Source organism: Maribacter sp. UBA3344, from assembly GCF_002362375.1.
In the GTDB taxonomy this organism is placed as follows: Bacteria; Bacteroidota; Bacteroidia; order Flavobacteriales; family Flavobacteriaceae; genus Maribacter; species Maribacter dokdonensis.
This window is the reverse complement of the sequence record NZ_DERI01000009.1, coordinates 297001-317493: the sequence shown is the minus strand read 5'-3', so window position 1 is coordinate 317493 and position 20493 is coordinate 297001. Positions and strand designations below refer to the sequence as shown.

Here is a 20493-nt window from a genome sequence, read left to right as displayed (position 1 = left end):
TATGGAACAAGCTTATTATAATATACTACTCAAATCGTATCGCCTTTACCGGTGTAATTCTAGTTATTATATATGATGGAATCAGTAACATCAATAAACATAACAACAATACCCCCGCATTTAAAAGAAGAATAGTCCACAGATCTATACTTACAGGTATGTACTCAATATAATACTCCTTTGGATTTGGAAATTTAAATACCCTAAACCAATCCTGAATAAAGATAATACCCAAACCTATAAGGTTGCCCCAAAACAAACCTACCGCAATCAAATAAGCCGCATTATATAAAAAGACCTTTCTAATACTCCAATTTGTGGTACCTAATGCCTTTAATATACCGATCATGGGCGTTCGTTCTAAAATAAGCACCAACAATGCAGTAATCATATTAATACCGCCAACTATAATCATAATGCCTATGATCAGGGCAATATTAAAATCAAAAAGTCCGATCCATTCAAAAATTTTATAGTACTTATCTTTTATGGTCTTGGTATCTAAACTAGCAACCGTTTCTCCGTAAATCTCATTTGCTTTTTGATCAATATCATCAAAACTGTTCAAGAATATCTCAAAATTACCAACTTCGGTATCTTCCCACTTATTCATGCGTTGAATATGCCTTATGTCGGTGAAAATATAGAGTCCGTCAATCTCTTCAAATCCGCTATCAAAAATACCGGTAATGGTGAACTTCCGCTGATTGGGTATTTTATCCGCTGCATCATCCCGTAGAAAAAAAGTAAAGAACGAGTCGCCCACTTTAAAATTGAGTCGATTTGCCATTATCCTGGAAATCAGCACATCTGAATTCAACTCCCTGGAATAATCTGGCAACACCCCGTCAATAAGAAACTCTTCAAACGGTTTCCAATTATAATCCTTGCCAACACCTTTGGCAATAATACCTTCAAAAGTATCTTCCGTTCTTATAATACCTGCCTTGGTGGCCACCGCCTGAATATGTTGCACCCCATCTACCATTTTAAAATCCGGGTAGAACTCCTGTTCCGTACTCACAGGTACCACAGATACTTCAGAATTATTATTATCGTAATTATAGATTTGTACGTGACCGTTAAAAGCGGTCACTTTTTCACGGATTTTTTCTTTTAAACCCAAACCCGTAGCAATAGCGATCAACATCATAACCACCCCAATAGCAATTGCGGCAATAGCTATTTTTATTATTGGTGCGGATATACTAATTTTATGCTCCTTACCCTTTATAAGCCGTTTGGCGATAAAATATTCTAGATTCAAATGATGTTATTTTTATCCAATTTCAAAAGTACAGTTTTATTATGGTTTTTGGTATTGGCTACTTGCGGAAACGATTCCGAAAATGTAGCCGAGCGCACGCAAAGCCAAACCGAGCCACAAATAGTACAAGAGAAAAAAGAAATAGTTGTAGCCGCTAACCGCACGGAAGCCTATCTACCAATTTTAAAAGGAAAAAAAATAGCCGTTGTCGCCAACCAGACCAGTGTCATTTTTAAAACCGAAGGTCACACCCATTTGGTTGATAGCCTACTATCTTTAGGTGTGGACATCAAACACGTTTTTGCCCCAGAACACGGATTTAGGGGGAATTTTGATGCCGGTGAACACGTGAACAATAGCAAAGACATCAAGACAGGGCTAGAACTGATATCCTTACATGGAAAAAATAGAAAACCAAACCAGGATCAATTAGAGGGTTTAGACTTAGTGCTGTTCGATATACAAGATGTGGGCGTTCGTTTTTACACTTATATTTCTACCATGCAATTAGTGATGGAGGCTTGTGCAGAAAAAGGTATTCCCGTTTTGGTATTGGATAGACCAAACCCGAACGCACATTATGTAGATGGCCCAACGATGGAAGCAGAACACACTTCTTTTCTTGGCATGACCCAAATACCTTTAGTGTATGGTATGACCATTGGTGAATATGCAAATATGATCAATGAAGAAATGTGGCTTGAAGGAAATAAAAAAGTAAATCTAACAGTAATTCCTCTTGAAAACTGGGCGCATGACATGTTCTACAGTTTACCCATTAGACCTTCGCCAAACTTGCCTAACGATACTTCAATTACCCTATACCCGAGTTTAGGAATGTTTGAAGGTACCAATATCAATGCCGGGCGTGGAACGGAGTTTCAGTTTCAACGTTATGGAGCGTCATTTTTAGATTCAAAAGTGTATGATTTCACCTATACTCCTGAACCAAATTTTGGTTCTAAATACCCAAAGGAAGAGGGAAAACTTTGTTACGGCAAAGATTTATCGAATACCGAACGAATGAACCAAGTAACGATGGATTTTATTATTGACGCCTATACCAATACCTTGGACAAAAGTAAATTCTTTTTAACGAGCGGATTCACCAAACACGCAGGCAATAATAGACTTCAAAAACAAATTGAAGCCGGTGCTACCAATGCCGAAATTAAAACGACTTGGCAAGAAGACATTGAAAAGTTTAAAAAAATAAGGGCAAAGTATCTACTTTACTAAAGGCTGTTCATTAACCACATCCGCTAGATTACTACCATCTGTGGTAGGTTTTCTGTACCCAACAAATGGATATTTTAACAATGGTCCAATTTTACCATTGGCAACCTCATCCGGAAAAGTGTCTACGCCGTAGATAATTTTCTCTCGATCTAAATGCATGTACGTACCGAACAAACGATCCCACCAAGAAAAAATATTACCGTAATTAGAATCTGTATATGGTAACACGTAGTGGTGATGCACTTTATGCATATCTGGCGAAATCAACACCCAACTAATAGCTTTGTCCACACTTTTTGGCAATTTTATGTTCGCATGGTTAAATTGCGACAATACTACAGATAAACTTTGGTACAACATTATAATGCCTATAGGCGCACCAACGATAAAAACCCCAACAAGGGTAAACATATACCTGATCAAACTTTCTAAAGGGTGATGTCTATTTGCTGTAGTAGTATCCACATTATGATCTGTATGGTGCACCAAATGAACCATCCACAACGGTTTTACACGGTGCTCTACCAAGTGCGCCAAATATGCCCCTATAAGGTCAAGCAAGGCAACACCTAAAAACACATAAGCCCATAGTGGCATTTCTGGCAACCAATTAATAATTCCGAAATCATTGGCAACCGTCCAGTCAGACGTTTTCAAAAGAAAAAATGCCAACGGAAAGTTTACGATTATGGTGGTCAAGGTAAAAAAGAAATTGGGTACGGAATGTTTCCACTTATTATAAGCACCATTGTATAAGGGGACAATACCTTCCAGTATCCAGAAAAAGGTAATACCACCCACCAAAATTAAAGAGCGGTGTACAGCAGGTATCGATTCAAAATAGGTTATTAACTGTTCCATTAAATAAATAAGTAGTTAAATTATAAACTGCAGAAATCAACCTGCAACTCAATTATAGTATCATCAGTAAAATATTTAAATTCTAATGATTTTGTAATTAATTACGTAATATAATAAAGTTTTATTGATTTAACCCGCTACAAATACAGGATACTTATACCATGTCATCCTTGAATTAATGACATTAAAAAATTAGAATTTTACAACAAGGTAAACTTTATTGGGTCCATTACCCGCCAAGTATCTTGTATTTTATATGACTTTTTTAAAACGATCAGAAACTTCTTATCGTTACTTGAACACTCCATGGTAATACTTCCTCTTTCAATAGGCACGTTATGGTCAGGGTTACTTTTATAACTTACTTTTTCTAAAATAATATCTTTCCACAATACCCCGAAAGAGTTTCCTCTTTTACTAATGTTTTTAAAATTCTCGATAGCTTTAATCTCAAAGCTTGAAATTATGGTATCTACTGAAGGAACATTTTCATTGGGCTGAGCATTTTTGACCATTGGAATCAAATATTCCACTTCGTTTCTAGTAGGTAAGATTTTTAAAAATTCTTTTTCACTCTGAGTTTTCAGGGCATTAAAAACAGTTTTTATAACCTCAGTATTTCTAAAATTTTCTTGCGCAACGGAAGTATAGGTTACCAATAAGGAAATCATCAATAAAGAAAAATAAAGGGTACGTTTCATCAATAAAGTTTTGGTTGAATAGTATATCTGAGGTAAATAAAAAACTATTAGCTAATCTAATTCAAAAACAACATTTCTTTCGGTATTTGTCTTATACCTGATTTTGGGAGCAATCTCTAAACTAGCACCATAGCGATAATTTTTACTATTTGGGTTTAGCATATAATCAAGTTGATGTTCAATCATTTTTTCAAACGGGACTAGGAAGTCCGCCGTATCACATTGTTCAATCGTTCCTTTATTCAACAAGTTTAAAACGGTATAGACCGATTCTATGGTGCTAAGACAAAGTGCTTCTGGTTGTTGTTTGATGATGAATTTTGATGCTATGCTATTATCAAAACTAACCCTATTTAACTTTTGCAGGTTCTTACTCAATTTAAGCATCTTTCTAGCACAGGGCCAGGTACCATCGAGAATGAAGATATTTGCACCATTACCTATAAAATTATGCATTTCAGCACTACTTCTTTGAGATAGGTTAAAACTGTTTTTACCCGGGTAAAGTAAAAATGAATTTTCATTACTGTCCAGTAATTCATTTACACGAGTATTATAACTAAAATCTACGCCCACTATTATTTCAGAATTTTCAAGTTGAAGATTCGTCATGTAGCCTGTACCGTTCCTTTCCTTTTTATACTCCTTAGGGTGCATTAAAATAATGAAACGTGTTTTAGTTTTTACGGCACTAATATGTTTACAAATACAGGTACTTGAAGGTCTAATGCATTGGTAACATTTTACTCTTGGATTATTTATATCAACCAGCAATCTTAATTTATTTTCAATATTCTACTTACTTCATCAACTTCTTCATCTCCTCTACAATATTATAAGCAGCAGGACAAATAGCCACATTTTTTAAGGTAAGATTACTAATTTGCTGAAACTTCTTTCTATCCGTATGCGGAAATTCTCGACATGCTTTTGGGCGTACATCATAGATAGAACAATAATTATCCGCTCCCAAAAAAGTACATGGTACTTGCTGTAACACATAATCGTTCTCCTCATCTATACGCAAATAGCTTTCAATGAACTTCTGTGGTTTCATTCGGAAAGATTTTGAAATTCGTTCCACATCTGCATTGGTAAACAACGGCCCTGTAGTTTTACAGCAATTGGCACAGGTTAGGCAATCGGTACGTTCAAATTCCGCCTCATGCAGCTCTTGCATGGTATAGTCCAAATCTTTTGGCGGTTTTTTCCTTAGTTTGGCAAAGAACTTTTTATTTTCATTATGTTTTTCCCTTGCCTTTTTGGGCAATAGACGTAAAACCTCTTCCATGTATCAAATTAATTCTTCAAAACTAGGAAAGTAGTACCAAAAAGCGAGACTTTTGCAGACAGAAATACTAGAATTTTGGACAAGGACATTTTAGGAACAGCGCTCTTAGATTATCAACAAGGTAATTATTCAGAAGATATCATCACCTATTCTTCGCTTGAAGAAGAAGATGTATTACCATTACCCTATATGTTCAGAAATTTTGGGGAAATGCCTAAAATTGAACAAAAAGCTCTGAAATTATGTAAAGGCAAGGTTCTGGACGTTGGTTGTGGCGCAGGTAGCCACGGTCTATATTTACAGGAAAAAGGTTTATTGGTCACTGGTTTAGATGCATCGGAAGGTGCAATATCCGTAAGCAAGCAACGTGGACTTAAAAGCACCGCACATTCAGAACTTTTAAAATACGAAGGAGATAAGTACGATACTATTCTCATTTTGATGAATGGCGTTGGTTTAGCAGGTACTTTAAACGGCTTAGAACCCTTTTTCAATAAGCTAAAGTCACTACTTAATGAGAACGGACAAATTCTTTTAGACTCCAGCGATATTATCTACATGTTCGAAAATGACGAAGATGGTGGTTATTGGATACCCGATAATGTTAATTACTACGGTGAAGTGAACTTTAGTATGGAATATAAAAACGAAAAAAGCACTACTTTCCCTTGGCTCTATGTTGATTACAACACGCTACAAAGGGCTGCAAATTATAGCAATTTAACATGTAATCTTGTAATGGAAGGCGAACATTACGACTATTTAGCAAGATTGACCCATATGAAGTAATAGGTCAACTTTTTTTTCGTTATCCTATGCATACATATATTATTATGACCAAATACAAAGGTTTATTGCTGTTAGGTATTCTACTATTTACCTTTTCTTGCTCTAAAAGCTCTTCTGATTCTGAAGATGTTAACGCTACAACACAAGTGGATAAGAGCGGTAATCTTTTGGCAACAGGAGATTCTGCCTTTGATATACTTTCAAATGACAATTTTGACAAACTTTTAATAGAGATAGCTTACGTAAGTGGTTTCAGACCAACGGAGTCAGCTATGACCCAATTCACCGATTACTTGAAACAGCATACGTTCAAAGAAGATATTGAATTGGTTTACAATGAACTATCCAGTCCGTCAGAAGACGAACTTACCCTTCAAGAAATTGCAGATTTAGAAACTTCTAACAGAACCGTATTCAATACGGGCAGCACTTTGGCAATTTATATTTATTTTGCCGATGCCCCTGCGGAAGGTGATGATCTTGATGGAGGTTTAGTAACCCTAGGCTCGGTATATAGAAACACTTCAATGATCATTCATGAGGTTACCGTTAGGGAATTGGCTAGTCTAAGTGCATCGATCAACGAGAGCGATGTGGAAACAACTACCCTAAACCATGAATTTGGGCATTTGTTCGGGTTAGTGGATTTAGGTACTGAAATGGTCAATGACCACCAATCTCAATCTGAAAACGAAGATGGTCAATTAGTGGGTGATAACCATTGTAATCAAGAGGGATGCCTTATGCGAGCAGAATTACAATTTGGAGGTTCATCAGGAAAATCTTTATCCTCAAATGCTTTGGCCAAGTATGAGGCCGGTATAACATCCGGTTGTACTTTATCTGGAGCCACCGTATTACATCTTTTACAGCAAAACACTGCAAAAGGTGTTGCCACAGTAGGTTTAGACCCAGAATGTTTATTAGATATACAAGCAAATGGCGGTCGCCAATAAGCAAAAAATCAGTTAAGGAATATTAAGGTATTTATGGGTCTGTAAAGATACTTTCCATTTGGGATTGTTCATTACATAATCTACGATCATTGGAACCACCTTGTCTCTAACACTCCATTCGGGCTGTAAGTACAAAATACAATTTGCATTGGTTTTGGCTGCTTGCTCCTCGGCAAAAATTAAATCGTGTTTGTTATAGATAATTACTTTAAGCTCATGCGCTTCGTCATAGATACGACCTTCCGGTAATTTATTTTTCTTTGGTGACAGGCAGATCCAATCCCACTCACCCGATAAGGTATATGCACCCGAAGTTTCAATATGGGTCTTTAGCCCCTTTTCCTTTAAGGCCATGGTAATGGGGTTCATATCCCACATTAATGGCTCTCCTCCGGTAATGACAATGGTATCTGAATATTTGGCGGCATTATCCACAATATGCTCAATGGCCGTAGGCGGATGTGTTTCTGCATTCCAGCTTTCTTTCACATCACACCAATGGCAGCCTACATCGCATCCACCAACACGAATAAAATAAGCTGCAGTTCCCTTATGGAATCCTTCACCCTGTATGGTATAAAACTCTTCCATTAAGGGTAAATACACCCCTTTATTCACTTTCTCCAGTACCTCCTCATTTTTCATTCGGCAAAGATACGCTTTAGTTCACAATTTATATAAGAAGAACATGATGGTTAATTCTGCCTTAGACTAGTACTATAGGCGCGTACAATGTTAAAAAGTAGTGATATTTAAGGGTGATGTTGTTTTTTGGTTTGGTGAAAAATGCCCTATTTTTATCGAAAATATAGAAAATGGCCGGTACCGAAGATTTTTTTGACCATATAGAAAAAGGATATGCCACAAAGGGCGATTATATAAATATGGGCGCTGCCATGTTAAATGGTGAAGCCGTAAAAAATGCCTTCGTAAAAATACCTTTAAAAACCTTAAATAGGCACGGGCTTATTGCCGGAGCTACCGGTACAGGAAAAACAAAAACATTACAGGTTTTGGCAGAAAATTTATCTGACAAGGGTATTCCGGTAATGTTGATGGACCTTAAAGGTGATTTAAGTGGATTGGCACAACCTAGTCCCGGTCATGCAAAAATAGACGAGCGCCATGAAAAAATAGGCTTCCCCTTTGAGGCCAGTAGTTTTCCCGTAGAAATACTTTCGTTGTCAGAGCAAGATGGCGTAAAATTGAGAGCCACAGTTTCCGAATTTGGTCCTGTGCTGTTATCAAGAATACTAGACCTTTCCGAAACTCAATCTGGCATTGTGTCCGTGGTATTCAAATATTGCGATGACCAAAAAATGCCCCTATTGGACCTAAAAGATTTTAAAAAGGTATTACAATACGCAACGGGTACTGGCAAAGCAGAATTCACCAAGGAATATGGTAGAATATCCACAAGCTCTACCGGTGCAATTCTTAGAAAGATCATTGAGCTGGAACAGCAAGGTGCTGAATTGTTCTTTGGTGAAAAATCTTTTGATGTAAACGACCTTACCCGAATAGATGATGAAGGACGAGGCTATATCAATATATTACGACTGACCGATATTCAAGATAGACCTAAGCTTTTCTCTACTTTTATGTTGAGCTTACTTGCAGAAATCTACGATACCTTCCCTGAACAAGGTGATAGTGACAAACCAGAATTAATTTTGTTCATAGATGAAGCCCACCTTATTTTCAAGGAAGCTTCAAAAGCACTGTTAGATCAAATAGAGAGTATTGTAAAACTAATTCGTTCAAAAGGAATAGGTTTATATTTTGTAACCCAAAACCCTACAGATGTACCAAATGATGTCTTATCTCAATTAGGGCTAAAAGTTCAGCATGCGTTAAGAGCGTTTACCGCTAGGGACAGAAAGGCTATCAAGCTAACGGCAGAGAACTATCCGGAATCTGAATATTACGATACTAAAGAAGTGTTGACTTCCCTTGGTATAGGCGAAGCATTAATTTCAGCTTTAGATGAAAAAGGTAGACCTACCCCACTTGCCGCAACCTTACTACGTGCACCAATGAGCCGTATGGATGTTTTAACAAAAAAAGAATTGGACGAAGTAGTCAACAGCTCTTCTTTGGTTAAGAAATACGGTGAAATAATCGATAGGGAAAGTGCCTATGAAATTTTGAACGAGAAAATAGAAACTGCCGAAAAGTTAGCGGAAAAAGAAAAAAACAAACCTGCTGCGCGCAAGACCACCAAAAGAGCCAGTACCAGACAAAACCCCGTAATAAAGGTGTTAACCAGCGCTACATTTATAAGAGGTGTACTTGGAGTATTAAAAAAAGTGATGAGATAACCTATGAAGTTTAGATATACCCTTATATTGATTATTTGTTGCATACTAGCAACTAGTTGTGCCGATCAACAGAACAATGATTTTAAAATTACCGGCAACCAAGTTGGCAAATTATCAAAAGAAAGCTTGGCAAGAGATATAGAGTTAATTTTTGAAAAAGACTCTGTAGTTCAAGATACCGTTAAACTAAATTTTGGCAATGGCGCCAGTAAAATCAAAATCTATGAAAAAGGTGGGGCTTTGCTTTTGACCTTAACACCTAATAACGATAGTATAGCCACTATACAAAACGTACTTGTTAACGATGAAAGATTTGAAACCGACAAGGGCATCTCTAAAATGAGCACATTTAAAGAGATTCGTGAAAACTATTCCATAAAAAAGATTATTACTTCTCTTAACAATGTAGTGGTATTGTTAAAAGACAATGACCTTTATTTTACCATAGATAAAAAAGAGTTGCCCGAAAGTCTTAGATATAATGCCAATAATAATATTGAGGAAGTACAAATACCTGATAACGCAAAAGTAAAATATATGATGATTGGCTGGGACTAACAGTATACCCTACAATTAAACAGTGATTACCACATCAATACTTACTAATTTCAAAAAACTCATAGGTGCCCTTATTTCTTCAAAAACTTATTCCTAAACTATACGGTCTATACTTTAATATTCTAGTTTGGTTTGCTCCAAAGAAAACTGCCTACAAAGCTTTTACGGTATTTGCAACCGTACGAAAAGGCAGGGTCTTGCCAAATCAAAAACAATACTTGGACAATGCCAAATTAGAAGTCATTACCACGGGTGATCGCAAAATACAAGTTTATAACTGGCCTGGAAATAATGAAACAGTATTATTGGTACATGGCTGGGAAAGCAATACATGGCGATGGCATAAACTTATTGAAAAACTACAAAAGGAAAATTACAATATCATTGCATTTGATGCCCCTGCCCATGGATATTCTACAGGGAAAATACTTCATGCCCCATTATACGCTGAATTTGTACAGGTCATGTTACAAAAATACAAGCCCACAGTTGCGATAGGGCATTCTATGGGAGGTATGACCATTTTGTACAATGAGTATCAAAATCCAAATTTAGTTTTAGAAAAAATGGTAACCATAGGTTCACCTTCTGAATTTCATGAAATACTAACGCATTACAAAAACCTTCTTGGTCTAAACAGTAAGGTCGTTAACGCTCTCAAAAAATTTGTACATAAAAAATTCAATTTTACAACAGATGAATTTTCAAGTGCCAAATTTGTTGAGAACAATACTAAAAAAGGATTGCTCTTTCATGATCGATTTGATAAAATTGCACCTTACCATGCATCTGTTGATGTACATAAACATTGGAAAGGGAGTGAATTTATAAGCACTGAGGGATTTGGACACTCCATGCACCAAGATGAGGTCAACGACAAAATCATTTCCTTTTTAGCGGAGTAATTTCTAATTGTATACAGCACGTTCACAGACCATTAATTATTTATTTTTAAAATAAAAAATGGCAAAATCAAATAACATACCGCAAATTAAAAACGAAGAGCAATATGAAGCATTGGTAGACAAGGGCTATAGCAAGGAAAAAGCAGCTAGAATCGCCAATACTGAAAATGCGGGCAAAAAAGGTGGTAAAGCATCTACTTATGAAGACAGAACAAAAGATGAGCTTTACGAACAAGCGAAGAAAATTGGTATTGAAGGACGTTCTAAAATGAATAAAAAAGAGTTAATTTCAGCATTAAGAAACAACTGAATATGCAAAACGTTACACCTTTTCACATTGCCATTCCTGTACACAACTTAGCGGAATGTAGAACTTTTTACAGAGAAATATTGAATTGTGAAGAAGGCCGTAGTAGCGACCACTGGGTAGATTTCAATTTATTCGGACATCAATTGGTGATACACTACAAGCCTAAATCTGAAACCGAAACCGTACATCACAACCCCGTTGACGGTCATGATGTACCCGTACCACATTACGGAGTAGTATTGCCTTGGGATACTTTTCTAAGCTTTTCAGAAGAGCTAAAATCCAAAGGTGTACAATTCGTCATTGAGCCTTATGTACGTTTTGCGGGTAAAACAGGAGAGCAAGCCACCATGTTTTTTTATGACCCAGCGGGCAATGCTTTAGAGTTTAAAGCTTTTAAAGATATGGGACAGTTGTTTGCGAAGTGATCTTTAATTTAAATATTTATGATGGCAATCTTAACACTATAGATTTACCTTGAAATATGATAACTGTTTCTCTTTTAAAGTCTGATACATAAATACTCAATTACATTCAACAATCCCATAAAAATATTATTTGTCAAAATAAATGACTCAGCAAAATCTTTAGATAAAAAATATTACTTAACCCAAAATCAATTACCGTTAGATGAATTCAATATTGTACTTAGTCTAAAAATATCTACAGGACCTGCATTGTAAGGCCTAGGAATTAAACCATTATTTCCAAACAATAATTGTTCATAGTCTAAATTTCCCGAGGAACCTATGAAGGTGACATTTTCTATATCTGGTGTTTTAATTGATTCTAATTCAAAAAAACTAGCCGAAGCAAGGGATTTTATGACTTCAGGAAATTCAAACGATTTAATATTAAGGTTAACCTCATTTTCATTTTTATGGAAATATTCCCATCTCACTGTTTTATTATTAACTGGCAATCTTTTTATTGTTAGCAAATGGAATAAATCGAAATCGCCATTCAAAGTGATTAATTCTCCATTTTTTTGCCCACTCCAATCAGGAATTTCAATAGTTTTTTCTCCAACTACAGAAGCTTCCATAGTAGTATAAGCATTTACAGGAAAAGAAATCTTACTTATTATTAAGCCAAATTCATTTATTAAAGGAATTTCAACAGTATTTTTATTGAAATTACGTGGTGACTCAGAAAACATAGTTGAATAGTTTTGCTGATTCATTGCCGATTCATCCTTGAATCCAGTAACAGATAATGAGTATCTTTCTACATTATCAGGCAAATAAATATACCCTATATCATTAGGAGGTAAAAATTGGGAGAATGAAATTGACTGTTCATTAGATGTATTTATAAACAAATACCTATAGTCTTCTAACTTTATTTTATCAAAACTAGAATTTAAAGTCGAGTTTGTAGTATGAAGTAAAATATCCTCGACATTCGCGCTTCTTGAAACATTTCCAAACAAATTACTTTTAAAACCATTTAATTCTTCTACAACCTCAGTAGTAAAGACTTGAGCATAAGTATCCCAACCATTTCTATAATTTCCAAGAAGAGAATTAGCTATATTTTCAAATTCGAAGTCTTGAACTTCAATCGAAAAATATTCCGTAGGGCTAGTAGGGTTGTAAGTGTTTTCCGTAAAAGTTCCAGATTTTTTTTGATATTCAATTAAGTTAGTTCCTGGTTCGATATTAAAAATAGATTTTATCTCTGAAAAAACTCCATTATCTTCACCTAACAAGACATATGAGGTTACTATAATAGGTTGTTCCGTGAAATTATCACCTGCATACAACTTTACATTTTCAAAATCCTTGAAAACTTCTACATTAGTTAATAATTCACCAGACATGCTATTTGCCGAAATAAAAACTCTACCATTACCGATTAAGTAGGGAGAAGCAATACTTGCTAAAAATTTTTTAATTATCGTAGTATTTTCAAATTTAGTTTCATTGCCATCTTCATCTACAGAATAAAAAACAAATTTATTTTCACCTACAGGATAGTCAAAAGGATTTATATCAAACTTAAAATTCTTATCCGAATTTTCTAGTATTTCTTCTCCATTTACTATTAGCCTGTTGCTTACAATTTCTGAATCATCATTTATCTCAATAGTTATTTGAGTGACAACTTCAATTTCTGTTGTAAAACCTTTGACGGTAATTTTTGGAGCATTCTCATCTTCTCCATTAAATTCACTGATGTTTTCTTCTGGATCGCAGGCAACAGTGACAAATACTATTAAAGCAATAAGTAAACGTAGAGGATAGCGGAGCATATTATTCTTGTCTGAAGTTGAATTTTAATTATAAAGCATTTACAAATTTAATGTACACAAAAGAACGTTTATTAATAAACTTGTATTGTGTAGTTAAGTTCGATACTTAATGCTTATTGATTTTAAACCATTAAAATAACCGACAGAACTGTTTCAAAATATTTAACATGAGCATAATATTATTTAACTTCAAGTACTAAATATAATTACTACTGCGACCAAGAAGTAGGCACTCTATCCCAACGGTGCTTTTTCAATTCTTCGTACAATTCGTTAGATAACAATTTGCCATCACTAGTGGCCGTATTCGCCAAAACATTGCGTTGTTTACGCATACCGGGTATGGTAGTACCAACATTATCGTTCATTAGTATAAAACGCAATGCCATTTCTGCCATGGTCATACCTTCAGGAATTAGCGGTCTTAAAGCATCGGCATGCTCTACCGAAGAAATCAAATTCTCAGGAACAAAATAGGTACCTCGCCAGTCACCTTCAGGGAACGTAGTTTCCTTCGTCATAGTTCCTGTCAAAGTTCCTTCATCAAAAGGTACGCGTGCAATGGTTGCGATATCCAACGCTTTACAAAGTGGAAATAAATTATCTACTGGCGCTTGATCGAATATGTTATAAATGACCTGAACGGCATCTAACATTCCTGTTTTTAAGGCTTTTATTCCATTTTCCGGTTCCCAACGATTCATACTAATGCCCATTGCAGCAACTTTACCCGAAATTTTTAAATCTTCAATAGCACGTTGCCATTCTTCTCTGTCGCTCCAACCATCATCCCAAGTATGAAATTGCATAAGATCTATTTGCTCCAACCCTAAATTCTTTAAAGTCTTATGGGTGTATTCCATAATATGCTCCGTAGGATAAGATTCCTCAAAAGCATATTCTGGCTTTGCTGGCCACTGAAAATTTTTAGGTGGAATTTTACTAGCCGTGTATAATTTCTTGGAAGGGTGTCTTTTTACCAACTCGCCCAACAGCTCCTCACTATGACCTTCTCCGTATCCCCAAGCGGTATCAAAGAAATTGACGCCGTTTTCAACTGCCAAATCCAACGATTTTGCAGATTGCGCGTCATCACTTGCCGTCCAACCGGCCATTCCCCACATTCCATATCCAACTTCGCTTACCTGCCAATCTGTTCTTCCGAATCTTCTGTATTTCATTACATCTTTACACTATAGTTATTATACATATTTTAAATAGCGACAAGCATCTTTGTATACAGAAACGCTTCTCGATACTAATTTTTCGTGCCTCAAAATTCACTCGAAGTGACATCCTTATTTTGACTGCACAACTAGCATTACTTATACCTCCAACTTGTTAAATCGGCATCTTTTGGAGCACTTTTCTCAATACGCTCCATAATCTTTGGCACATACATACTATTGTAACGTAGGCGCGTTATGGCATTGGGTTGATCAGGATCACCGTTCCAGCAATGTTCATCACGGTCACCGTATTTTACTTCGCCTTCATAATAAGGATCTGTTGTGCTTTCAAGAAAATCTTCCATTAGGTAGACAGCATTGTTTAAGTAGTAATTATCCATATCACCACAATAGATATGAATTTTACCTTTTAAGTTATCGCCCAGTTTATCCCAATCACGTTCAAGAATATGTCTTAAATCAAAATTCTCTTTCCAATACTCGGCAACCTCATGATCTATATCTCCTGTCATTTTATCCCAAATTCTTTCAGGATAGCCATCTTTGCCCTGTGGGGAATAAGTTGCTTCCCAAATATCCCATTGTTGCCCTGATCTAGATTTATCGCCCAACACCAACTCTAAGTGATTTCCCTGTCTTAAGGTAGATTGAATTTGCCCTAAGTAATTTCTATGTGAGGGTACTTCTAATTTTTTATGCGCGCTTGGATAGTAATATGCATTTTCATCTTCATAAATATTGGTCAAGGTATACGCCCTAAAATCTATAGGATCGGGGCATGCCGCAAAACAACCATTGTATTCCTCCGGATATTTGACCTGTACCGCCAAAGCTTCCCAACCGCCGGTTGATCCGCCGTATAGAAAACGAGACCACCCATCTCCCATGCCCCTGAACTGTTTTTCAATTTCAGGAATAAGTTCATAGGTAATAGCATCTCCATAAGGACCTTGACTAGCAGAATTTACGGCATATGAATCATCATAATATGGAGTTGGGTGTTGAATTTCAATAATTAAAAAGCGAGGAAAATCGGGCTCGTTCCATCGTTTGTAAAAATCGTAGGCTTCTTGCTGTTGAATAATATTATACCCTTCTAAACTAAAACGCTCAGAATACTCTGGCTTTAAATTAGGGTCTGGTGGTGTAGTTCTAAATCCGCCAAAATCCGAAGGATAATGACCGTGAAAAACCATCAATGGGTACCTGGCCTCCGGATGCTCGTTAAATCCCTTAGGCAACAATACATGAGCCCCTAAATAGATATCCCTCCCCCAGAACTCGGATAATTTTTCAGATTTCACCTTTATATGCTTGATCCACTCGGTATCTTTTGGTTCTTCAATGGGCGGAATCACCTGATCTAGTTCTACAGACACATTTTCAAACCCGTTGCTCGCAACCCTTATCTTAAAAGGCTTGCTATATAAATTACCTGGTGATTTATTCCATTGTTGTCCCTCGCCATTATCCATAGGCAACTTTACGGTATGGCCGGTAGAAAGGTTAAACGTTTCATATACATTAAGAAGTGCCTGCACATTATACTCCCCTGGCGGTACATCTTTTAAACTTTCATAAGGGTAACCAAACACAGATTCATCAAAGGTCAATACAGAATCTTGAACCCAATTCTCTACATTCATACCGAAAATGAGTTGAGTGTTGAGTCCGTCATTGATTTGAAATCGAGGTTCATCACTATCATCAGACGATAACATTAGCAATAAACGACCATCTATAGATTCTTGACCAATATCATTACTAAAAGATACTTGTATAGTATGAACAGGCTCTACAACCTTTTCACAACTTATAAAAAGACCTATTACCAATGCTACTGCTATTACTTGTTTTATCATGGCAAATAAATTTACATGCTTAAAGATAATTAATGAAACCACTCAAGTGGATATTCAGAAACATTATTATGCCATATTTACCAAGATAATAATACCGGACAGTAAAAATTATTGCGTAGGAAAAACAATAGTAAACAAAGCCCCTTTATTTAGCTCGCTATCTACCGTAATCGTACCGCCTAGACTATTAATTTGATTATGTATTAAATAAAGACCTACGCCTTTGCCATCTTGTTCGGTATTAAAACGTTCATTTAAACCAAAAATCTTGCTGCCATTTTTAATCATGTCAAAGCCTTGACCATAATCTTTAAAATATAGAACTATTTTACCATCTACAAATTCCGTTTTAATTTCAATTCTTGGTGCTTCACCAGGAATAGTATACTTAATAGCATTGGTAATTAAGTTCAAGAAGATACTTTCCATATAAGAATTATCGAACAAAACACTTTTGCAAAGTGTAAAATCATAAGAAATTGAGGTTCTAGAATTCTTGATAATCGAACTTAATACGTTTTGGGTTTTGGTAAGTACATGATCAAAATAAATCTCCGTTAATGTGTTTAGCCCTTTACGTGCATTTTCAATTAATTTTAAATAATTCTCCAAAGACTCTTTCACCCCCTTGGCGGAAATCTCCATGTATCTCAAAATCTGTAGCGTATCATCATCTAGGACATTGTAATCGAGAACATCAAAAAGGGAAATTAAGTTATTTAATGGCGCCCTTAAATCATGTGAAGTAGTATAATTTAGCCTTACCAGATCATCATTGACCGTTTTCATTTTTGCAAATTCAAGAATTCTAGCATTCTTTAAATTCATTTCATGGGTAATGTCCTTGGCTATAGCATAAACAAGTTTTTCACTATCTACCGGTACTGCGCTCCAAGATAACCATACCACACCGCCGCTCTTGGTCACATACCTATTTTGAAAACTGATTAATTTTTTGTTTTCGTGCAAGCTAGCCCTTGTCTGTTGCGTTACCTCTTTATCCTCTTCAAAAACAAAATCATTAATTTTTCTGGACATTAATTCTTCTTTATCATACCCTAGTAGTTTGATAAATGCCGGATTTACATCTTCAAAGTATCCATCATAATTAGCTATACAAAGCATATCTATGGATGCATCAAAAAAATGGTTCAATTTCATATTCTAGAAGTGTCAAAAAGAAGCCTAAGCGATTGCTAATCACCTAAACCTCTGCTAAACATAGACAAATATCTGTCAGCCTAATAAATACTTATGAAAATTTAACAACCTAACGGTCTCTTATACATTAATTATTTGGGTTTGAAAACATACCATATTAAAGATAAGAACGTTTTAGTTAAACATTGGGTGTTAACATTAAACGTAGTTGTTATGAAAAAAGTAATTTACGTGATTATATTAAGTTGTTCTATAACCATCATTGCAAGCTGCGATTATGATGACAGCAACGATATTGATATTTTAACCCCAAATGACACTACAGAAACCGGAGCAGTGATAAAAAACTACCTGCATAAAAAAAGCCCTGCGATTGTTCCGCAAGGCTGATTTCATCATTTTATTAGATACTAGTTTCTACTTCTATGTCTCTCACGAGCCAGTAAAGTGTTTTTCAACAACATGGCAATCGTCATAGGACCAACCCCACCTGGTACAGGTGTAATATATGACGCTTTTTTACTAACGTTTTCAAAATCAACATCACCGGTTATATAGTACCCTTTTTCTTTTGTATCATCTGGCACTCTTGTAATACCTACGTCTATAACTACGGCATCATCTTTTACCATCTCCGCCTTTAAAAAATTAGGTACACCTAGAGCTGAAATTACAATATCCGCTTGAGAAATAATCTGGGTAATATTTTTAGTGTGACTATGAGTTAAGGTCACCGTAGAGTTACCGGGCCAACCTTTTCTACCCATTAAAATACTCATTGGCCTACCTACAATATGGCTACGACCAATAACTACGGTATGCTTACCCTTGGTATCAACTTTATAACGCTCCAATAATTCTAGAATACCAAATGGTGTTGCGGGTATGAACGTACTCATATCCAAAGCCATTTTACCGAAGTTGGTAGGGTGAAATCCGTCAACATCCTTATCTGGATCAACGGCCATAATTACCTTTTGGGTATCTATTTGTTCCGGCAAAGGCAATTGAACAATAAAACCATCGATATCATCATCAACGTTCAATTCCTTGATCTTGTTCAATAATTCTTGTTCAGAAGTGGTACTGGGCATTTGAATTAACGTAGATTCAAAACCAATACGCTCACAAGAACGCACTTTACTACCAACATAGGTTAAACTGGCACCGTCACTACCAACAATTATTGCCGCTAAATGTGGTACTTTTTCACCACGCTCTTTCATCTTGGCAACCTCAGCCTTGATTTCTTCCTTTATTTGATTGGATACTTTTTTACCATCCAATAATTCCATATCCGTCTCTTTTTTAGTTGTGTTGTTCGCTTATTATTTCATTCCTTTCATGGCGCCCATCATCTGCATCATCTTTTTACCGCCACCGCCTTGCATCATTTTCATCATCTTGCTCATTTGATCAAATTGCTTTAACAATTGATTGATCTCTTGAACTTCCCTACCGGAACCTTTTGCAATACGTTTTTTTCTACTGGCATTTAATTTAGATGGTGTAGAACGTTCATCTGGCGTCATTGAATATATGATCGCCTCAATATGCTTAAAGGCATCATCATCAATATCCAAACCTTTAAGGGCTTTACCTGCACCAGGTATCATCCCCATAAGGTCTTTCATATTACCCATTTTCTTGATTTGCTGAATTTGGCTAAGGAAATCATCGAAACCGAATTTATTCTTTGCAATTTTCTTTTGGATCTTTCGAGCCTCTTCTTCATCGAACTGTTCTTGAGCTCTTTCTACAAGTGATATTACATCACCCATACCCAAAATACGGTCTGCCATACGTGATGGATGAAAAACATCAATTGCTTCCATCTTCTCACCAGTACCAATAAACTTAATTGGTTTATCAACTACAGACTTAATGGATATTGCCGCACCACCACGGGTATCACCATCTAATTTTGTTAATATAACCCCATCAAAGTTCAAGATATCGTTGAAAGCTTTTGCCGTATTCACAGCATCTTGCCCTGTCATAGAATCTACAACGAACAATGTTTCTTGAGGTTCAATGGCTTTATGTATGTCAGATATCTCTGCCATCATTTTATCATCTACCGCCAAACGACCTGCGGTATCAATTATAACAACATTGTTACCATCCGCTTTTGCCTTTGCAATACCAGCTTTTGCGATAGCTACAGGATCGGTATTATCCCTGTCCGAATATACTGGAACCCCTATTTGCTCACCTACTACATGCAATTGATCTATTGCCGCCGGGCGATACACATCACAGGCTACCAATAATGGGTTCTTTGATTTTTTGGTTTTTAGAAAATTTGCAAGCTTTCCAGAAAACGTAGTTTTACCGGAACCCTGCAAACCGGACATCAATATTACCGATGGTTTACCCGATAAATTTATACCCTCTGACTCACCACCCATTAACTGGGTAAGTTCATCTTTAACAATTTTCACCATTAACTGACCTGGCTGTAAGGTCGTTAATACGTTTTGCCCCAATGCCTTCTCTTTAACCCTATTGGTAAATTCCTTGGCAATTTTAAAGTTTACATCGGCATCTAATAAGGCACGGCGTACTTCTTTGGTAGTCTCCGCAACATTTATTTCTGTAATTTGACCATGACCTTTTAGTACATGTAAAGCCTTATCTAGCTTATCGCTTAAATTATCGAACATTCTTTTCTTTTTTAAGGGGCTACAAATTTAATAATATCAATGCTAATTCGGTAGCAAGTACCACAAAATATACAAAACAAAAAGAGCACCCATACTAAAATGGATGCTCTTAACTTAGTTGTGGGGCAAAAAAGGAATTACATTTTCAAAAATTCCCAAAAT

The 20493-nt window shown here is 36.1% G+C and carries 21 protein-coding genes; 9 read left to right on the top strand and 12 right to left on the bottom strand.

Annotated elements, in window-relative coordinates; genetic code table 11:
* Window positions 1-25: 25 nt before the first annotated feature.
* Window positions 26-1267 carry an ABC transporter permease gene (locus B2Z27_RS06515; protein ID WP_286812999.1) on the bottom strand — a complete coding sequence of 414 codons (1242 nt, stop codon included), beginning with the start codon at window positions 1265-1267 and terminating at the stop codon, window positions 26-28.
* A 3-nt stretch (window positions 1268-1270) separates the two neighbouring features.
* On the opposite strand from B2Z27_RS06515, the gene B2Z27_RS06510 reads away from it, so the two are divergent.
* Complete coding sequence (locus tag B2Z27_RS06510; RefSeq protein ID WP_286813105.1) at window positions 1271-2506, top strand: exo-beta-N-acetylmuramidase NamZ family protein; 1236 nt, start codon at window positions 1271-1273, stop codon at window positions 2504-2506.
* Here B2Z27_RS06510 and B2Z27_RS06505 read toward each other — a convergent pair.
* The 4 genes from B2Z27_RS06505 to B2Z27_RS06490 form a co-directional block, all read right to left on the bottom strand.
* Complete coding sequence (locus tag B2Z27_RS06505) at window positions 2495-3367, bottom strand: sterol desaturase family protein (protein ID WP_286812998.1); 873 nt, start codon at window positions 3365-3367, stop codon at window positions 2495-2497. The two genes, B2Z27_RS06510 and B2Z27_RS06505, sit on opposite strands and share 12 nt — an antisense overlap.
* A gap of 200 nt (window positions 3368-3567) precedes the next feature.
* Window positions 3568-4068, bottom strand: coding sequence for a hypothetical protein (locus tag B2Z27_RS06500; RefSeq protein ID WP_286812997.1), 501 nt, complete (start codon window positions 4066-4068; stop codon window positions 3568-3570).
* A gap of 51 nt (window positions 4069-4119) precedes the next feature.
* On the bottom strand, window positions 4120-4842 hold the full coding sequence (locus B2Z27_RS06495) for a tRNA-uridine aminocarboxypropyltransferase (protein WP_286812996.1): 723 nt from the start codon (window positions 4840-4842) through the stop codon (window positions 4120-4122).
* 25 nt (window positions 4843-4867) lie between these two features.
* Window positions 4868-5359 carry a YkgJ family cysteine cluster protein gene (locus B2Z27_RS06490; RefSeq protein WP_058103782.1) on the bottom strand — a complete coding sequence of 164 codons (492 nt, stop codon included), beginning with the start codon at window positions 5357-5359 and terminating at the stop codon, window positions 4868-4870.
* Between the two features lie 75 nt (window positions 5360-5434).
* Here B2Z27_RS06490 and B2Z27_RS06485 point away from each other — a divergent pair, with 75 nt between their 5' ends.
* Both B2Z27_RS06485 and B2Z27_RS06480 read left to right on the top strand, forming a co-directional pair.
* Window positions 5435-6148 carry a class I SAM-dependent methyltransferase gene (locus tag B2Z27_RS06485; RefSeq protein WP_286812995.1) on the top strand — a complete coding sequence of 238 codons (714 nt, stop codon included), beginning with the start codon at window positions 5435-5437 and terminating at the stop codon, window positions 6146-6148.
* Between the two features lie 44 nt (window positions 6149-6192).
* A complete protein-coding gene (locus B2Z27_RS06480) occupies window positions 6193-7104 on the top strand; it encodes a hypothetical protein (RefSeq protein WP_286812993.1) in 912 nt (303 codons plus the stop codon).
* 12 nt (window positions 7105-7116) lie between these two features.
* On the opposite strand, the gene B2Z27_RS06475 is transcribed toward B2Z27_RS06480, so the two are convergent.
* Window positions 7117-7749: a 7-carboxy-7-deazaguanine synthase QueE gene (locus tag B2Z27_RS06475; RefSeq protein WP_286812992.1), complete on the bottom strand. Its 633-nt coding sequence runs from the start codon at window positions 7747-7749 to the stop codon at window positions 7117-7119.
* A gap of 170 nt (window positions 7750-7919) precedes the next feature.
* Here B2Z27_RS06475 and B2Z27_RS06470 point away from each other — a divergent pair, with 170 nt between their 5' ends.
* From B2Z27_RS06470 to B2Z27_RS06450, 5 genes are all read left to right on the top strand, one after another.
* On the top strand, window positions 7920-9425 hold the full coding sequence (locus B2Z27_RS06470) for a helicase HerA-like domain-containing protein (protein WP_091606556.1): 1506 nt from the start codon (window positions 7920-7922) through the stop codon (window positions 9423-9425).
* Window positions 9426-9428: 3 nt separating this feature from the next.
* The gene (locus B2Z27_RS06465) at window positions 9429-9983 is read left to right on the top strand and encodes a hypothetical protein (RefSeq protein ID WP_058103787.1); all 555 of its coding nucleotides are present in this window, start codon (window positions 9429-9431) and stop codon (window positions 9981-9983) included.
* Window positions 9984-10048: 65 nt separating this feature from the next.
* A complete protein-coding gene (locus B2Z27_RS06460) occupies window positions 10049-10888 on the top strand; it encodes an alpha/beta fold hydrolase (protein WP_210706480.1) in 840 nt (279 codons plus the stop codon).
* Between the two features lie 58 nt (window positions 10889-10946).
* Window positions 10947-11198, top strand: coding sequence for a DUF7218 family protein (locus tag B2Z27_RS06455; RefSeq protein WP_058103789.1), 252 nt, complete (start codon window positions 10947-10949; stop codon window positions 11196-11198).
* A gap of 2 nt (window positions 11199-11200) precedes the next feature.
* Entirely contained in the window at window positions 11201-11626 is a 426-nt protein-coding gene (locus tag B2Z27_RS06450; protein WP_286812990.1) for a VOC family protein, read from the top strand.
* 188 nt (window positions 11627-11814) lie between these two features.
* On the opposite strand, the gene B2Z27_RS06445 is transcribed toward B2Z27_RS06450, so the two are convergent.
* The 4 genes from B2Z27_RS06445 to B2Z27_RS06430 form a co-directional block, all read right to left on the bottom strand.
* Window positions 11815-13452: a hypothetical protein gene (locus tag B2Z27_RS06445; RefSeq protein WP_286812989.1), complete on the bottom strand. Its 1638-nt coding sequence runs from the start codon at window positions 13450-13452 to the stop codon at window positions 11815-11817.
* Window positions 13453-13661: 209 nt separating this feature from the next.
* A complete protein-coding gene (locus tag B2Z27_RS06440; protein ID WP_286812988.1) occupies window positions 13662-14633 on the bottom strand; it encodes an aldo/keto reductase in 972 nt (323 codons plus the stop codon).
* A gap of 140 nt (window positions 14634-14773) precedes the next feature.
* Window positions 14774-16504: an alpha/beta hydrolase-fold protein gene (locus B2Z27_RS06435; protein WP_286812987.1), complete on the bottom strand. Its 1731-nt coding sequence runs from the start codon at window positions 16502-16504 to the stop codon at window positions 14774-14776.
* Window positions 16505-16612: 108 nt separating this feature from the next.
* Entirely contained in the window at window positions 16613-17665 is a 1053-nt protein-coding gene (locus B2Z27_RS06430) for a sensor histidine kinase (protein ID WP_286812986.1), read from the bottom strand.
* A 213-nt stretch (window positions 17666-17878) separates the two neighbouring features.
* Here B2Z27_RS06430 and B2Z27_RS06425 point away from each other — a divergent pair, with 213 nt between their 5' ends.
* The gene (locus B2Z27_RS06425; RefSeq protein WP_286812985.1) at window positions 17879-18055 is read left to right on the top strand and encodes a hypothetical protein; all 177 of its coding nucleotides are present in this window, start codon (window positions 17879-17881) and stop codon (window positions 18053-18055) included.
* A 20-nt stretch (window positions 18056-18075) separates the two neighbouring features.
* Here the strand turns inward: B2Z27_RS06425 and B2Z27_RS06420 are convergent, their stop codons facing one another.
* Window positions 18076-18960, bottom strand: a complete 885-nt coding sequence (locus B2Z27_RS06420) for a bifunctional 5,10-methylenetetrahydrofolate dehydrogenase/5,10-methenyltetrahydrofolate cyclohydrolase (RefSeq protein ID WP_058103795.1) — start codon at window positions 18958-18960, stop codon at window positions 18076-18078.
* A gap of 33 nt (window positions 18961-18993) precedes the next feature.
* Window positions 18994-20331: a signal recognition particle protein gene (ffh, locus tag B2Z27_RS06415; protein ID WP_058103796.1), complete on the bottom strand. Its 1338-nt coding sequence runs from the start codon at window positions 20329-20331 to the stop codon at window positions 18994-18996.
* Between the last annotated feature and the right edge of the window lie 162 nt (window positions 20332-20493).

What these genes read in the sequence shown, in the direction of transcription:
- B2Z27_RS06425 (WP_286812985.1), top strand. Translation starts at nt 17,879, where the DNA reads ATGAAAAAAGTAATTTACGTGATTATATTAAGTTGTTCTATAACCATC.
- B2Z27_RS06440 (WP_286812988.1), bottom strand. Translation starts at nt 14,633, where the DNA reads ATGAAATACAGAAGATTCGGAAGAACAGATTGGCAGGTAAGCGAAGTT.
- B2Z27_RS06500 (WP_286812997.1), bottom strand. Translation starts at nt 4,068, where the DNA reads ATGAAACGTACCCTTTATTTTTCTTTATTGATGATTTCCTTATTGGTA.
- B2Z27_RS06505 (WP_286812998.1), bottom strand. Translation starts at nt 3,367, where the DNA reads ATGGAACAGTTAATAACCTATTTTGAATCGATACCTGCTGTACACCGC.
- ffh (WP_058103796.1), bottom strand. Translation starts at nt 20,331, where the DNA reads ATGTTCGATAATTTAAGCGATAAGCTAGATAAGGCTTTACATGTACTA.
- B2Z27_RS06435 (WP_286812987.1), bottom strand. Translation starts at nt 16,504, where the DNA reads ATGATAAAACAAGTAATAGCAGTAGCATTGGTAATAGGTCTTTTTATA.
- B2Z27_RS06480 (WP_286812993.1), top strand. Translation starts at nt 6,193, where the DNA reads ATGACCAAATACAAAGGTTTATTGCTGTTAGGTATTCTACTATTTACC.
- B2Z27_RS06465 (WP_058103787.1), top strand. Translation starts at nt 9,429, where the DNA reads ATGAAGTTTAGATATACCCTTATATTGATTATTTGTTGCATACTAGCA.
- B2Z27_RS06450 (WP_286812990.1), top strand. Translation starts at nt 11,201, where the DNA reads ATGCAAAACGTTACACCTTTTCACATTGCCATTCCTGTACACAACTTA.
- B2Z27_RS06490 (WP_058103782.1), bottom strand. Translation starts at nt 5,359, where the DNA reads ATGGAAGAGGTTTTACGTCTATTGCCCAAAAAGGCAAGGGAAAAACAT.
- B2Z27_RS06420 (WP_058103795.1), bottom strand. Translation starts at nt 18,960, where the DNA reads ATGGAATTATTGGATGGTAAAAAAGTATCCAATCAAATAAAGGAAGAA.
- B2Z27_RS06510 (WP_286813105.1), top strand. Translation starts at nt 1,271, where the DNA reads ATGTTATTTTTATCCAATTTCAAAAGTACAGTTTTATTATGGTTTTTG.
- B2Z27_RS06445 (WP_286812989.1), bottom strand. Translation starts at nt 13,452, where the DNA reads ATGCTCCGCTATCCTCTACGTTTACTTATTGCTTTAATAGTATTTGTC.
- B2Z27_RS06430 (WP_286812986.1), bottom strand. Translation starts at nt 17,665, where the DNA reads ATGAAATTGAACCATTTTTTTGATGCATCCATAGATATGCTTTGTATA.
- B2Z27_RS06455 (WP_058103789.1), top strand. Translation starts at nt 10,947, where the DNA reads ATGGCAAAATCAAATAACATACCGCAAATTAAAAACGAAGAGCAATAT.
- B2Z27_RS06475 (WP_286812992.1), bottom strand. Translation starts at nt 7,749, where the DNA reads ATGAAAAATGAGGAGGTACTGGAGAAAGTGAATAAAGGGGTGTATTTA.
- B2Z27_RS06470 (WP_091606556.1), top strand. Translation starts at nt 7,920, where the DNA reads ATGGCCGGTACCGAAGATTTTTTTGACCATATAGAAAAAGGATATGCC.